The following is a 13,555-nucleotide window of genomic DNA, read 5'->3' as shown; positions in this document are numbered from 1 at the left end:
GTCATGGCCATCAGGATCGAGGTCAGCCCGGGAGACGTCGTGGCCGCCAGGTTCGCCGTCTCCCCGCTCATCGTCACCAAGCTCGCCCTGTGGGTGCTGTCCGGCAGGAAGCAGGCCGGGATCTGGCGGGCCTGGGCGGACCGGCAGCGGAAGCCGTACGAGAGGTTGCGGGCCGAGCGGCCGGGGCTCGGGGCGATGGTGGCGCTGTTCCGCGACCGGAGTTACAACGTCGACTTCGCCGCGCCGCCGCCGGCCGGGGTGGGCACCCCGTTCGAGGCGGAGCTCGCGGTGGTGCGCGCCACCTCCGCGGCCCAGGCGCACCGGGAGATCGCCAGGAACCTGGACGGCATGCCCCGGCCGCCGGCCGCCGTGCTGGACGTCCTGTCCTCGCCCGACGTGGTGACGCTCTTCGCCGACGCGCTCCAGGCCCTCTGGGAGGAGATCGTCGCCCCCGCGTGGCCCCGCTTCCACGCGATCCTGGAACGCGACGTGATCCAGCGGTCCGGCCGCCTGGCGACGTACGGCTGGGCGGCGGCGCTCGCCGACCTCAGCCCGCGGGTGCGCTGGCATCCCGACGGGGTGATCGAGGTGCGGGCGGAGAGCCCCGGCGAGACCCGCCGGCTCGGCGGGCGCGGCCTGCTGTTCGTGCCCTCCCCCTTCCCGTCCGGGGTGGGCTCCTACCTGGAGGACGCCTGGCCGTACGCGATCTCCTATCCGGCACGCGGGGCCGGGATCCCGCACGAGGCGCCGGACGGCCTGACCGGGCTGATCGGCCGGACCAGGGCGCGGGTCCTGCTGGAGCTGGCCGTCCCGGCCACCACCAGCCATCTCGTCGCACTGCTCGGCCTGGGACTGGGAACCGTCGGCGACCACCTGGGCGCACTGCGGCGCGCGGGCCTGGTGGCCCGGTGCCGTACCGGCCGCGCCGTGCTCTACCACCGCACGGCGCTCGGCGACGCGCTGGTCAGCCCTTCGGTGCCCCCGCCATGAGACCGGGCGCGAAGAACCGCCCGGCAGGACGCATGGCCGCCGGAACGGACCCGCCGGGACGGCGGGCGGGTGACGGGAAGGGTGTGGGGGCCCCGCCCCGCCGCGGGACCCCCACCAGGCGCGCCTCAGGGGCCGCGCCGCCCGCCTGTGTCGTGGCGGGCCGCGCCGTTCACCCCTGGACGCGCTGGATCGCGCCGTCGGGCAGTGCCATCACGGTGACGCCGAAGTCGTGGACGGTCGCCGACAGCTCCTCGGGGGAGAGGCCGGGGGCCACCACGACCAGCGCGCCGCGCATGAGCGCCAGGCCGATCAGCGTGGTCATGGCCAGGACGCAGGTCAGGGACCACGTCACCAGCAGGACGTCCGACTTCTCCAGGACCACGAGCCGGTCGAGGACGTGCATCCGGCCGATGAGGTCCTCGTGGGTGAAGACCCCGGCGTCCTGGGTCAGCAGGGCGGGCTGGACCGACGGGTCGAGCAGGGGCAGCGGCCCGGGCTCCAGCAGCAGCAGGTCGGCGAAGTCGACGGTGTCCCGCGCCTGACCGAACGTGATCACCTGCCGGACCCTGGACGCCTCAGCCGCCCGCAGCGACGCCTCCGCCAGCCCGGGGGTCGTGATGAGCAGCCGGGCGTCCCACCGGGCCAGCAGCGTGCCGACCTCCCCGCTTCCGGGGTCGACGGGGGCCGCCACGCCCCCCGCCGCGATGACGGTGTGCACCGCGAGGGTCTGCGCCGCGGCGTCACCGACGTGGATCCCGGCCACCTGACGCCTGCGGGCGCCCCGCCGGACCAGACCGGAGGCGCCCAGCGTCACCTCGCCGGCCAGGCGGCGGTAGCCGTACACGACTCCGGCGCCGAGGTCGATCAGCGCGGGCCGGTCACCCCGTTCGTACGCGCGACCGAACACCGCCTCGGTGACGGTTCCCCTGATGGAGGAGGAGGTCGGTCTCATGGCGCCGACCGTAAGGCCGCTCTGACGGCCGGGGCATCGTTCGATGTATGTAGATGAGTGTGTATTCGAGATCGTCCTTTCCGGGGGTGCGGGCCCGAGCCCTGCGCGGCTCGGACCCGCTGTCGCGTGCCCCGTGGCCCCGAAGTCCCCACCCCTCCGAGGAGACCTCGGCCGACGGGCGGGACACGCGACGCCTCCGGTGTGCCCGGCCGTGACGCCGGGGATGGTGTGGGCCCGCCGCGTCCGCGGCCCTCGCCCCGGGCGGGACGGCGCGGAAGGCCGGCGTCACCGGCCGAACACGAGGGAAACGTACGGCGGACACCCGGGGCCGCACATGCGCCGAACTGCGTATCCCGAGGTGTAGCCGTACGGCCGCCGGGGTGTGTAGGCCGGGCGGCCGGCGCTCCCCGCCCGCCGGAGCGCCTCAGGAGCGCCGCGTACGGCCCGGCGGCCCCGGGCCCCGATCCGCCCCTTTCCGGCCGGGGCCGCGTCCCTCGGGCGCGGCCGTGGCCCGATGACCCTTCAGGCGCGATCGTGCTCCATGACCCTTTCAGGCGTGGCCGTGCTCGATGACCCCTTCAGGCGCGGTTGTGCTCGATGACCCAGGTGGCGACCTGGGTGCGCGAGGAGAACCCCAGCTTCGCCAGGATGTTGGCCACGTGCCGGGCCGCGGTCGCCGGGCTGATCACCAGTTCGTCGGCGATGGCCTTGTTGCTCAGGCCGCGGGCCACCAGCTCGGCGATCTCCCACTCGCGGCCGGTGAGGGTGGTCAGCGGGGTGGCCGCCGGGCCCCGGGCCGCCGGCGGCGGCAACCCGGCCTGCTCGCCGTCCGGCTCATCGTCCTGGAGGGCGTAGCGGATCGCCTGCTCCTGCGTCATCTCCTGGCCGTGCGCCCAGAGCTGGGCGACGAGGGCGTCGCCCAGACGCGTGCGGGCCGGCTGGAGCAGCTCCTCCATCCGGGCGCCGAACCCCGACGGCAGGAAGGCGCCGCACATCGAGCCGCGGATCGCGGCGGAGGCGCCGGCCAGCCGTACGGCCCGGCGGTCGTCCTCCTCGGCCAGCGCGAGCTGCGCGAGCGTCTCGATCCGCCGGGCGACGCCGAGCCGCTGGCCGGTGCCCAGGCACAGCCGCAGGCTCTCCACCAGCCGGGCGCGGGCGGTCGCCAGGTCGCCCTGGGCGAGGGCTATCCGGCCCAGCCCCGACAGGCAGGTGATCGTCTGCCAGTGCGAGGTGATGTCCTGCAGCAGGTCGAGGGCCTGCTCGTAGTAGGCGCGGGCCTCGGCCAGGTCGCTGCGCAGCCAGGCGACCTGCGCCAGGCCGATGAGCGCGACCGGCTCGGCCCAGTGGTTGTCGAGCTCGTGGGCGATGGCCAGTGCCGCCTCGAACGACCGCTGCGACTCCTTGGCACGACCCTCCGACAGGGCGAGGGTCCCCTCCATGGAGCGGATCACCATCTCGTGCCAGGGGTCGTCCACCTTCCGCACGGCCTCCAGCGCCTCGTCCAGGCAGGCCCTGGCCGCCTCGGGCCGCCGCTGGTAGATGGCCACCCAGGCCAGGATGGCGAGCGCCCCGCTCAGCGGCCCGTGCAGGCCCGTCGCCCGGCACAGCTCGGCGGCGGCCGCGCAGGCGACCTGCGCGGTGTCGGGGTCGCCCTGGCCGAAGGCCACCTGGCCGCGCAGCACGAGGGCGTCGCCGCGCACCCGCGGGGACAGCAGCGCGGGCTCGGTCTCCAGCAGGCGGTCCAGCCACTCGTCGGCCGGGGTGAACCTGCCGCCGGCGATGGTCGGCCAGCGCAGCAGCACCAGCAGGCGCAGCGCGCTCTCGGGTTCGCCGGTGTCGGCCGACCATCGCACCGCCGCCCAGATGTTGGACTGGAGCTCGTCCAGCAGGACGAGCTGCGGGCAGATCTCCTCCCACGTGGGGCGGGGGTGGCGGACGATCAGCCGGTGAACCCGGTCGGCGATGCCGATCATGTGGTCGCGGTGCCGCTGCCGCAGCGGGCACTCCTCGCCCGAGGCGTCGAGCTGCTCGGCGGCGTACTGGCGGATCGTCTCCAGCATCCGGTAGCGCGTCTCGCCCGCGGCCGCCGCGTCGGCCAGCACCAGGGACTTGTCGACCAGGCCGCACAGCACGCTGAGGATGTCCTCGGCGCCCAGTCCGTTGCCGGAGCAGACCTGCTCGGCCATGTCGAGCGTCCAGCCGCCGGTGAAGACCGCGAGCCGCCGCAGCAGGATCCGCTCGGGTTCCTTGAGCTGCTGGTAGCTCCAGTCGACGGTGGCCCGGAGCGTCTGGTGCCTGGCGGGGGCGGTGCGGTCGCCGGCCGACAGCAGCCGGAAGCGGTCGCGGATGCGGGCGTGGATCTGCTCCACGGTCAGCGCCCGGCACAGGGCGGCGGCCAGCTCGATGGCGAGCGGCATCCCGTCGAGCGCCTCGCACAGGCTGGCGATCTCCGCGGCGTTCTGGTCGGTGACGGCGAAGCCGCGCGAGGCGGCGCCGGCCCGGTCGACGAACAGCCGTACGGCCTCGCTGCCCGCCGGGTTCTGGGCGTCGTCCCCCGGCAGCGAGAGCGGAGGCACCCGCCACACCGTCTCCCCCGCCACCCGCAGCGGCTCGCGGCTGGTGGTGAGCACCCGCACCTCGGGACAGACGGTGAGGACCATGCGGCAGAACCGGGCGCACTCCTCGACGAGCGACTCGCAGTTGTCGACGATGAGCAGCAGCCGCCGGTCGGCGAGGGCGTCGATCAGCGTCTCGGCCAGCGGGCGCGACGGCTCGGCGGCGACGCCGAGCGCGGCGGCCACCCGGGGCACGATCTGGTCGCCGGGCACCGCCTCGGCCAGCTCCACCAGCCACACGCCCCCCGGGAAGCCGTCCGCCACCTGGGTGGCCACCCGGACCGCCAGCCTGCTCTTGCCGATGCCGCCCGCCCCGCACAGCGTCACCACCCGGGCGACGCCGAGCAGATGGGCGAGCTCCTCCACGTCGGCCTCGCGGCCGATGAAGGCGTTGGGTTCGAGGGGCAGGTTGCCCGCGGTGAGGGAGGAGTGCGCGGTGTCCTGTGTCATCGGCTCTTGGTCGCGGTGTCCTGGTCTCGGCGGTCGATGGCATCCGGTGGTGCGTCGCGGGGCGGCCGTCACGGAAAGTGTGACACCAATTACCGTGCCGTGCCCAGGCTTAACACCTTTTCGGATCTCCGGATCACCTGACCGTATCCCCTCACGAGCCCCCGATCGCCCCTCACGGCCCCGTCGCCGCCGTCACGGGACGCGGCCGGGGAAAGGGGCATCCGGTGGTGAACCCGCGTAACGATCAACGGCCGCATCCCACCGAACCGCCCACATAACGGTCATCCCTCACGTCCCGGCGGCAAGCCGCACGAGGGCCGCCGGCCGACCCGGGACGCGACCGGCTCCGGCCATCGGCAGCCGCCCTTCACCGGATTGTCAGTACCCGACTCCACACTGTCACCATGCCAGCCGAATCCCCAGCCCCAGCCACCGCCGCCTCCTCCGCCCCGGCACCGCGCGACGGCCGTGCGGGGCCCCCGGACCCCCCCGATCTCGCGGAGCCTTCGGACCTGACGGAGCTCGGCGAGCTCACCGCGCCCGACTGGTACGCCTTCTCGGAGCGGCTCTCCGGGATCGGGTTCCTGACCGTCGCCCGCCGGCTCCCCGCGCTGGTCCGCCGGGCGCTGGGCATGGCCTGGCGGGCGAGCCCCCGCGACACGGCGGCCACCGTCGTCCTCAGCCTGCTCGGCGGGGTGTTCACCGCCTTCGGCCTGCTGGCCACGACCGGTGTGCTGAGCGCCCTGTTCAGCGCCGGGCCCACCCCCGAGCGGGTCAGGGCGGCGCTGCCCTCCCTGGCGCTGGTCGCCGGGGCCGCCTGCCTGCGCTCCGCGCTGCAGGCGGGCGCCGGCTGGGTGCAGGGCCGGCTCCGCCCGCAGGTCGGCCGGATCACCGAGGAGCGGCTGTACGGCCTGACCAGCCAGGTCGACCTGGTCGCCTTCGACGACCCCGAGTTCCACGACGCGCTGCAGCGGGCCCAGGCGCGCGGGATGGACACCGCGCGCGTGATGGTGGACAGCACCATCGACACGATCACCGGCCTGATCGGCATCGCCGCCGCGGCGGGCGTCCTCGGCGTGCTCCACCCGGTGCTGCTGCCGCTGCTGGTGCTGGCGGTCCTGCCGGACGCCTGGGCGGCGGTGCGCGCCGCGAAGATGGGGTACGCCGCCGACCACTCGCTGATCTCGGCCCGCCGCCGCAAGTGGATCCTCGCCGACCTGATGGCCGAACGGGAGACGGCCGCGGAGGTGCGGTCGTTCACGATGCGCGGCTTCCTGATGCGGATGTACGACGCGGTGGCCCGGGCCGAGCAGCGGGTCATGCTCGACCTGGCCAGGCGCCGGGCCCTCACCCGGGTCATCGGGGAGGCGCTCGGCGGCCTCGGCACCCTGACGGTGTACGTGGCGCTGGGCGTGCTGCTGTCCCTCGGCACCGTCGCGCTGGCGGTGGCGGGCACGGCGGTGCTCGCCATCCGCTCGGGCAAGGGATCGCTGGAGAACCTCATGTTCGCCGTCAACCGCCTCTACGAGGGAGGCCTGTACTTCACCGACTTCCTGGAGTTCTGCTCCCTGGCCGAGCGGTACCTGCCCCCGCCCCGCCAGCGCCCGGCCCCCGAGGGGTTCGAGCGGATCACCGCCGAGGAGGTCGTCTTCACCTACCCCGGGGCCGACCGTCCGTCCCTGTGCGGCGTCTCCGTCCGCCTCGACCGCGGGGAGGTCGTGGCGCTCGTCGGGGAGAACGGCTCGGGCAAGACCACGCTGTCCAAGATCCTGGCGGGGCTCTACGAACCCGGTGGCGGCCGTGTCCGCTGGGACGACGCAGACCTGTCGGAGGTCGATCCCGCCTCGCTGCGCCGCCGCGTCGCGGTGATCGCCCAGGACCACAGCCGCTGGCCGCTGACCGTCCGGCACAACATCACCATGGGCGACGGCAGGGGGGAGGCGGCGCTGGTCTCGGCCTCCGAGGTGGCGGGCGCCGACGAGGTCGTCTCCGAGCTGCCGCGCGGCTACGACACCCTGCTCGACCGGCGGTTCAAGGACGGCAGGGAGCTGTCGGGCGGCCAGTGGCAGCGGATCGCGGTGGCCCGCGGCTTCCATCGCGACGCCCCGCTGCTGATCTGCGATGAACCGACCGCGGCACTCGACGCCCGGGCCGAGCACGCCCTCTTCGAACGGGTCAGGCGGCACGCCGAGGGTCGCACGGTTCTGATGATCACCCACCGGCTGGCCAGCGTCCGGCACGCCGACCGCATCTACGTCCTCAGCCGGGGCGAGGTCGTCGAGCAGGGCACCCACGCCGAGCTCATGGAGCTCGACGGCCTGTACGCCGAGCTGTACAACCTCCAGGCCCGCGCCTACTCCCCCTGACCGGCCCGCTCTCCCGGGTACGGCCCGCTCGGGCACGGCCCGGTCTCCGGGCCGCCCCGTCCCCCGACCGGTCTGCTCCTCCTACCCTCCTGCCCCCTGCCGGCCGGCGTCCGAGCCGGTCCGCGTCCCGGCCGGCCTACTCCCCCTCGGTCTCCCCCTCAGCCTCCCCTTCGGCGGCCCGCTCCTCCCGGCCGGGGGACGGAAGGACGGCGCGCATGACGGCCCTGGCGATCGGGGCCGCCACCTCGCCGCCGAATCCGCCGTGCTCCACGACGACCCCCACCGCGACCCTGGGGGCGTCGGCCGGGGCGAACCCCGTGAAGATCGCGTGGTTCTCCCGGGACGGGGCGTTCTCGGCGGTGCCGGTCTTGGCGGCGACGTCGATCCCCGGGATCGCCGCCGCCGCGCCGGTCCCGCCGGGCCTGGTGACGGCGACCATCATCGCGGTGAGCCGGTCGGCCTCGTCGGCGCCGAGGACCCGGCGATACCTCGACGGCTCGGCGTTACCGATCACCGTGCCGTCGGCGAGGCGGACCTCCTCCACTAGGTAGGGGCGCATCAGGTCACCGTGACCGGCGACCGCGGCCGAGAACATCGCGATCATCAGGGGGGTGGCCCGGGTGTCGAACTGTCCCAGCGCCGACATGGCGGTCTGTGCCCGGCTCATCCGCTCCGGGTAGACGCTCACGGCCACCGGCATGGGCACGGCGAGGTCGGCCGCGCCGAACCCGAACGCCTCGGCCTGCTCGCGCAGCGCGTTCTGGCCGAGGTCGAGGCCGATCTTCGCGAACGGGGTGTTGCAGGAGACCTTGAACGCGTAGGCCAGTGACGGGTGGCCGTCGCCGCAGGCCGCGCCGCCGGAGTTGCGCACGCGCACGCGGGTGCCGGGCAGGCGGAGCGAGGCGGGCGCGCTGACGGCGGTGGCCGGGCCGTACCGCTCGGAGCTGAGCGCGGCGGCGGTCGTGACGACCTTGAAAGCCGAGCCGGGCGGGTAGGTCCGCTGGATCGCCCGGTTCAGCAGCGGCCGGCCGGGGTCCCTCTGCAGCCGCCGGTCGGCGGCGTCGAGCGCGGCGGTGTCGAAGACCGTGTACAGGTTCGGGTCATAGGAGGGGTAGGAGGCCATGGCCAGGATCGCGCCGGTGTTCGGGTTGATCGCGACGACGGCCCCGGGCTTCCCGGTGGCGCGCAGCGCCCGGTAGGCGGCCCGCTGCGCACGGCCGTCGAGGGTGAGCTTGAGGGTGGCCCCGCTGCGGATGCCGTCCATCAGCGAGCGCACCCTGACCCCGGGGTCGCTCCCTGACAGGTCAGGGTCCTCGGCCGCCTCGATGCCGGAGGATCCGTAGAGGGAGAGGTAGCCGGTCACCGGCGCGTACAGGGGCCCCTGGGGGTAGACGCGCCGGTACCGGTAGGTGCGGTCGCCGCTCCTGCGGCTGGTGGCGATCACCGTCTCGTCGCGGAGCACGATGTCGCCCCGGGGGCCGTCGAAGCGCTCGATCATGCCGTGCCGGTTGCGGGGGTCCCCGGCGAGCCGGTCGGCCCGGAACGCCTGGATGTAGGTGGTGTTGACGAGCAGCGCGAACAGCATCACCTCGCACGCCACGGCGACGCGTCCGAGCGGAGCGTTCATCCGCCGCGCACGCTGCACCGTCACGGACCTCATGGCCCTCCCCCCGATCCCCTTTCCCGGTGTAACAGTCAGACCGGAAAGGGGCCGCCGCACAGGGGCAAAGCGCCCGTACGGCTTGCGCTCCGCCGCCGGGGCGAGGAGCCGGGCCGGGAAGGGCGGGGGCTGCGGGAAAGGGCCGAGGGGCCGTGGGAAGGCCGGGGCCGCGGGAACGGGCTCTAGTCCACCACGGACCGGTAGTAGCCGATCTTGGCGCGGATGGCCCGCTGCTGCTTCTGGAGGATGGCGATCTGCGCCTCCACTCGCTCGTCGTGGGCCTCCAGCACCGCGATGCGGTCGCGGACCGTGTGGTCCCCGGCCCTGGTCAGCTCAGCGAAGCGGATCATCTCCGCGATCGGCATGCCGGTGTCGCGCAGGCAGCGCACCATGCCGAGCCAGCCGACGTCCTCCTCGCTGAACCTGCGCTGGCCGGCCGCGTTGCGGCGGATCGACGCCAGCAGCCCGATCCGCTCGTAGTAGCGCAGGGTGTCGAGGCTGAACCCGGTCTCCTCGGCCACCTGTCCCGGTGTGTACACGCTCACGCCCGGCAGCATCCCACCTGGAGCCCACTCCACGTCAAGCACGACAATCCGAACTTGACCTGGAGCCCGCTCCAGGTTCCACAGTGGATCACATGACGCAGATCCCTTTTGCTCTGGGCACGATTCCCTTCGGCACCGCTCTGGACGACCGGGCGACCTTCGAGATCCTCGACCGGTTCAGTGAGGCCGGCGGCACGATTCTGGACACCGCGAACAACTACCCGTTCTGGGTGGAGGGCGCGACCGGCGACGAGAGCGAGCTGGCCATCGGCCGCTGGCTGGCCGCGCGGGGCAACCGCGACCGGATCACGCTGAGCACCAAGTGCGGCGCGCGTCCCACCGTCCCGGGCGACCGCACCCTCGACTCGATCGAGGGCCTGTCCGCGGCGGCGATCCGCTCGGCCGCCGAGGGCAGCCTGCGCCGGCTCGGCACCGACCGCATCGACGTCTACTGGGCGCACATCGACGACCGGTCGGCGCCGCCGGAGGAGACGCTGGGCGCGTTCGCCGAACTGGTCGAGGCGGGCAAGGCCCGGGAGATCGGCGCGAGCAACCTGACGGCCTGGCGGCTGGAGCGCGCCCGCGCCGTGTCGGCGGCGCACGGCCTGCCCGCCTACACCCACGTGCAACTCCGCCACACCTACCTCCGGCCCCGTCCGGGGACGCGGGTGCCGGAGGGCGGGCATGTCCTGGTCCAGGACGACATGACGGACTACCTGCGCTCGGAGCCGGGGCTGACCCTGTGGGCGTACAACACGCTGATGGCCGGCGCGTACACCCGTCCCGACCGGCCGCTCCCGGAGATCTACGACCACCCGGGCACCACCCGGGGGCTCGCCGTGCTGCGCGAGGCCGCCGCCGAGCTGGGCGTGACCGTCAACCAGGTGGTGCTGGCCTGGCTGATCGGCGGCGACGTCCCGACGATCCCGATCATCGGCGTGAGCTCCCTGTCCCAGCTCGACGAGGCGCTCGGCGCGGTGGACCTCAAGCTCGACGACGAGCTGCGCGCCCGCCTGGACGCCGCACGCTGAGCGGCCCGGCCGCCGTACGGCGACCCGCTCGACCCCGTACGGCGTGCCACCCGGACACCGCCCTCCCCGTACGGCGGGCCACCCGACGCCGTACGACGCAGCGGGCCGAACCGCCGGCGGGACGGGCGGCCGGCGGGACGGGCGGTCAGGTCCGGGGCAGGAGACCGGCGAGGTAACGGCGGACCAGCAGCTTGCACTCGGCGATCAGGTCGGGGTCGCCGTCGGGCCGGGTGCGGAAGGCGAGCTTGAGGACGGCGTCGGCCGCCTCGACCGCGACGACGAGCGCGCGGTCGAGTCCCGGACCGGCGGCGGCACCGGCCTGCTCGACGACGACGGCCCGGAGCCGGTCGGCCACGATGGCGTTGTTCTCCAGCGCCGCGTCGAGCATCCGCTCGGTCCCCCGGATCGCCGGGCCGCCGGGCGCGGACAGCACCTCGCCGAAGTCCACGACGCCGAATCCCGGCGTGGTCCGCTTCATGGCCACGAACTCGTCGACCGCCAGATCGGTCATCTCCGCCCAGTCCGACGGCGGGGCGGCCGACAGGCGGGCCACGATCCGGCCGAGGAATGCCTCCAGGTTGCGCAGTGCGAGCGCGCGCACCAGCGCCTGCTTGTCGGAGAAGAACTGGTAGAAGGTTCCGATCGGCACCCCGGCCCGGCGCGCGACCTCCTTGGTGGTCAGTGCCTCGTACCCCGCCTCGTCCAGCAGCCGCGCGCACTCGTCGAGCATCCGCTCGACGCGTTCCGCGCTGCGCCGCTGGGCGGGACGGCGGCGCAGCGTTCCCCCGGCGACATTCGTCATCGCTCCATCATCTCGCACGCGGGGGGACCGGCGGTTAACATGAGCCGCACTCATACCACTCGGAGGTCAGGATGTTCCTTTGGGGTACGGCCACCGCTTCCTACCAGATCGAGGGGGCCGTCTCCGAGGACGGCCGGGGCGCCTCGGTCTGGGACACCTTCACCCGCGAGCCCGGTCGCGTCCGGGACGGGCACACCGGCGAGGTCGCCTGTGACCACTACCACCGCTGGGCCGAGGACGTCGAGCTGATGGCCGGGCTGGGAGTGGGCTCCTACCGCTTCTCCGTCGCCTGGCCCCGCGTCCAGCCCGCGGGCTCCGGGCCGGTCAACCAGGCCGGCCTGGACTTCTACGACCGGCTGGTGGACGCCCTGTGCGCCAGGGACATCGTCCCGGCGGTCACTCTGTTCCACTGGGACCTGCCCCAGGCGCTGGAGGACCGCGGCGGCTGGCTGGACCGCGACACCGCCCACCGGTTCGCCGAGTACGCCGCCGTCGTGGCCGACCGGCTGGCCGACCGGGTGCCGATGTGGATCACCCTGAACGAGCCCTTCGTGCACATGGTCTTCGGCTACGCCATGGGGACCCACGCGCCCGGCAGGACCCTGTTCCTCGACGCGCTGCCGGTGGCCCACCACCAGCTCCTCGGGCACGGCCTGGCCGCGGCCGCGCTGCGCGAGCGGGGCGCCGGCCGGGTGCTGATCACCAACAACTGCACCCCCGTCCGGGCGGCCTCCGCCGATCCGGCCGACGTGGCCGCCGCGCACGCCTACGACACGCTGCACAACCGCCTGTTCAATGACCCCGTACTTCTCGGCAAATATCCGGATATGTCGGCGTACGGCGTGCGGCTCGACTGCGTCCGGGACGGCGACCTCGACCTGATCTCCGCCCCGCTCGACGGCCTCGGGGTCAACTACTACAACCCCACCCGGATCGCCGCCCCCTCCGGCGACGGCCTGCCGTTCACCGACGCGGGGATCACCGGGCATCCGACCACCGCCTTCGGCTGGCCCGTCGTCCCCGACGGCCTGCACGAGCTCCTGACCGGCCTCAAGGCCCGGTACGGCGACGCCCTGCCGCCCGTCTACGTCACCGAGAACGGCTGCTCCCAGCACGACGAGCCGGGCCCGGACGGCACGGTCGACGACCGTGCCCGCATCGACTACCTCGACGGTCACATCGCGGCGCTGGACCGGGCGCGCGCCGAGGGCGTGGACGTGCGCGGCTACTACGTGTGGTCCCTGCTGGACAACTTCGAGTGGGCCGAGGGCTACCACCAGCGCTTCGGGCTGGTCCACGTCGACTTCGCCACCGGGACGCGCACGCCGAAGGCGTCCTACCACTGGTTCCGGGAGCTGCTGGCGGAGCGGGAGCGGGTGGACGGCCGCCTCCGGGAGCCTTGACGGCCGTCCAGGCGTCGGCGCCGCCGAGCATCCGGGCACCGGGACGCCGGCGGCCGGGTTTCCAGGCGCCCGAACCCGGTGAGGGCCGGGACGCCAGGCGGCCCGGAAGCTCAAGCCCTTCGGGGAAATATCCCTTTTTCTCCGCCTAAAGAGGTGTTTTCTGTACGACCCATGGTCGTTCGAGTAGGCTCCGTGATCACCGGTGTCGCGGGGCCGCGGGCGCGGGAGGCGCCCCGTGAAGACCACCGGGATGGGGGCTGGGCGAACCCGCGCCGCCGCGCATGCCCAGGACGGTCGTGTGGAGGTGCACCATGGCGGATCCGGACAAGCGTCTGGCCGAGGACCACAGCTGGCTGGAGTCCCGGTGGCCCGGGCTGGAGATCAGGAAGGACCAGACCGAGCACAACCCCACAAAGATCAAGAACTGCGTGAAGGAACTCCAGGACATCCTGGAGCGTCTACAGGGCAGCGAGAAGGGCTCCTTCGGCACCGTGTCGGCCAAGACGAACGTCATGGCGCTGAGCGCGGTGGCCAAGGACTGGCCGGCGGGCAAGATCCTCAGTGACACCCTGGAGAACGGCAACCGGGAGTTCACCCAGGTGTACCAGGAGGTCATCCAGAAGCTCCAGGCCGCCATCCTGCTGCTCCAGAGCGGGGCCACCACCTATGGCGGCGCCGGCCACGCCAACGGCGGAACGAAGAGCGTCTAGGGGCCGGGATGGACATCTCCAAGAAGACCCA

At 73.7% G+C, this 13,555-nt stretch carries 10 protein-coding genes; 5 read left to right on the top strand and 5 right to left on the bottom strand.

Annotated elements, in window-relative coordinates; genetic code table 11:
* The first annotated feature begins 3 nt into the window (after nucleotides 1–3).
* On the top strand, nucleotides 4–990 hold the full coding sequence (locus tag ACFYSC_RS11555; RefSeq protein WP_389959989.1) for an ArsR family transcriptional regulator: 987 nt from the start codon (nucleotides 4–6) through the stop codon (nucleotides 988–990).
* A 169-nt stretch (nucleotides 991–1,159) separates the two neighbouring features.
* Here the strand turns inward: ACFYSC_RS11555 and ACFYSC_RS11550 are convergent, their stop codons facing one another.
* Together ACFYSC_RS11550 and ACFYSC_RS11545 are read right to left on the bottom strand one after the other, a co-directional pair.
* Nucleotides 1,160–1,942 carry an AMP-binding protein gene (locus ACFYSC_RS11550; RefSeq protein WP_389959986.1) on the bottom strand — a complete coding sequence of 261 codons (783 nt, stop codon included), beginning with the start codon at nucleotides 1,940–1,942 and terminating at the stop codon, nucleotides 1,160–1,162.
* Nucleotides 1,943–2,520: 578 nt separating this feature from the next.
* Entirely contained in the window at nucleotides 2,521–5,007 is a 2,487-nt protein-coding gene (locus ACFYSC_RS11545; protein ID WP_389959983.1) for an ATP-binding protein, read from the bottom strand.
* 404 nt (nucleotides 5,008–5,411) lie between these two features.
* Here ACFYSC_RS11545 and ACFYSC_RS11540 point away from each other — a divergent pair, with 404 nt between their 5' ends.
* The gene (locus tag ACFYSC_RS11540) at nucleotides 5,412–7,373 is read left to right on the top strand and encodes an ABC transporter ATP-binding protein (RefSeq protein WP_389959980.1); all 1,962 of its coding nucleotides are present in this window, start codon (nucleotides 5,412–5,414) and stop codon (nucleotides 7,371–7,373) included.
* 136 nt (nucleotides 7,374–7,509) lie between these two features.
* On the opposite strand, the gene ACFYSC_RS11535 is transcribed toward ACFYSC_RS11540, so the two are convergent.
* On the bottom strand, nucleotides 7,510–9,033 hold the full coding sequence (locus ACFYSC_RS11535; RefSeq protein ID WP_389959977.1) for a peptidoglycan D,D-transpeptidase FtsI family protein: 1,524 nt from the start codon (nucleotides 9,031–9,033) through the stop codon (nucleotides 7,510–7,512).
* Nucleotides 9,034–9,215: 182 nt separating this feature from the next.
* Nucleotides 9,216–9,578 carry a MerR family transcriptional regulator gene (locus ACFYSC_RS11530; RefSeq protein WP_389959975.1) on the bottom strand — a complete coding sequence of 121 codons (363 nt, stop codon included), beginning with the start codon at nucleotides 9,576–9,578 and terminating at the stop codon, nucleotides 9,216–9,218.
* A gap of 92 nt (nucleotides 9,579–9,670) precedes the next feature.
* On the opposite strand from ACFYSC_RS11530, the gene ACFYSC_RS11525 reads away from it, so the two are divergent.
* Nucleotides 9,671–10,609, top strand: a complete 939-nt coding sequence (locus ACFYSC_RS11525; protein WP_389959972.1) for an aldo/keto reductase — start codon at nucleotides 9,671–9,673, stop codon at nucleotides 10,607–10,609.
* A gap of 145 nt (nucleotides 10,610–10,754) precedes the next feature.
* On the opposite strand, the gene ACFYSC_RS11520 is transcribed toward ACFYSC_RS11525, so the two are convergent.
* Nucleotides 10,755–11,411, bottom strand: a complete 657-nt coding sequence (locus ACFYSC_RS11520) for a TetR/AcrR family transcriptional regulator (protein WP_389959969.1) — start codon at nucleotides 11,409–11,411, stop codon at nucleotides 10,755–10,757.
* Between the two features lie 71 nt (nucleotides 11,412–11,482).
* Between ACFYSC_RS11520 and ACFYSC_RS11515 the strand changes: the two genes are divergently transcribed.
* Together ACFYSC_RS11515 and ACFYSC_RS11510 are read left to right on the top strand one after the other, a co-directional pair.
* Nucleotides 11,483–12,814: a GH1 family beta-glucosidase gene (locus tag ACFYSC_RS11515; protein ID WP_389959967.1), complete on the top strand. Its 1,332-nt coding sequence runs from the start codon at nucleotides 11,483–11,485 to the stop codon at nucleotides 12,812–12,814.
* 311 nt (nucleotides 12,815–13,125) lie between these two features.
* The gene (locus ACFYSC_RS11510) at nucleotides 13,126–13,524 is read left to right on the top strand and encodes a hypothetical protein (RefSeq protein ID WP_389959965.1); all 399 of its coding nucleotides are present in this window, start codon (nucleotides 13,126–13,128) and stop codon (nucleotides 13,522–13,524) included.
* Nucleotides 13,525–13,555 lie beyond the last annotated feature (31 nt).

This window comes from Streptosporangium sp. NPDC004379, assembly GCF_042873875.1.
GTDB lineage: Bacteria > Actinomycetota > Actinomycetes > Streptosporangiales > Streptosporangiaceae > Streptosporangium.
The sequence above is the reverse complement of the archived record's forward strand: the minus strand, read 5'-3'. Positions and strand labels throughout refer to the sequence as shown.

Excerpts from the sequence above, each read along its gene's own strand:
- ACFYSC_RS11525 (WP_389959972.1), top strand. The coding sequence starts at position 9,671 with ATGACGCAGATCCCTTTTGCTCTGGGCACGATTCCCTTCGGCACCGCT.
- ACFYSC_RS11540 (WP_389959980.1), top strand. The coding sequence starts at position 5,412 with ATGCCAGCCGAATCCCCAGCCCCAGCCACCGCCGCCTCCTCCGCCCCG.
- ACFYSC_RS11555 (WP_389959989.1), top strand. The coding sequence starts at position 4 with ATGGCCATCAGGATCGAGGTCAGCCCGGGAGACGTCGTGGCCGCCAGG.
- ACFYSC_RS11520 (WP_389959969.1), bottom strand. The coding sequence starts at position 11,411 with ATGACGAATGTCGCCGGGGGAACGCTGCGCCGCCGTCCCGCCCAGCGG.
- ACFYSC_RS11535 (WP_389959977.1), bottom strand. The coding sequence starts at position 9,033 with ATGAGGTCCGTGACGGTGCAGCGTGCGCGGCGGATGAACGCTCCGCTC.
- ACFYSC_RS11545 (WP_389959983.1), bottom strand. The coding sequence starts at position 5,007 with ATGACACAGGACACCGCGCACTCCTCCCTCACCGCGGGCAACCTGCCC.
- ACFYSC_RS11550 (WP_389959986.1), bottom strand. The coding sequence starts at position 1,942 with ATGAGACCGACCTCCTCCTCCATCAGGGGAACCGTCACCGAGGCGGTG.
- ACFYSC_RS11510 (WP_389959965.1), top strand. The coding sequence starts at position 13,126 with ATGGCGGATCCGGACAAGCGTCTGGCCGAGGACCACAGCTGGCTGGAG.
- ACFYSC_RS11515 (WP_389959967.1), top strand. The coding sequence starts at position 11,483 with ATGTTCCTTTGGGGTACGGCCACCGCTTCCTACCAGATCGAGGGGGCC.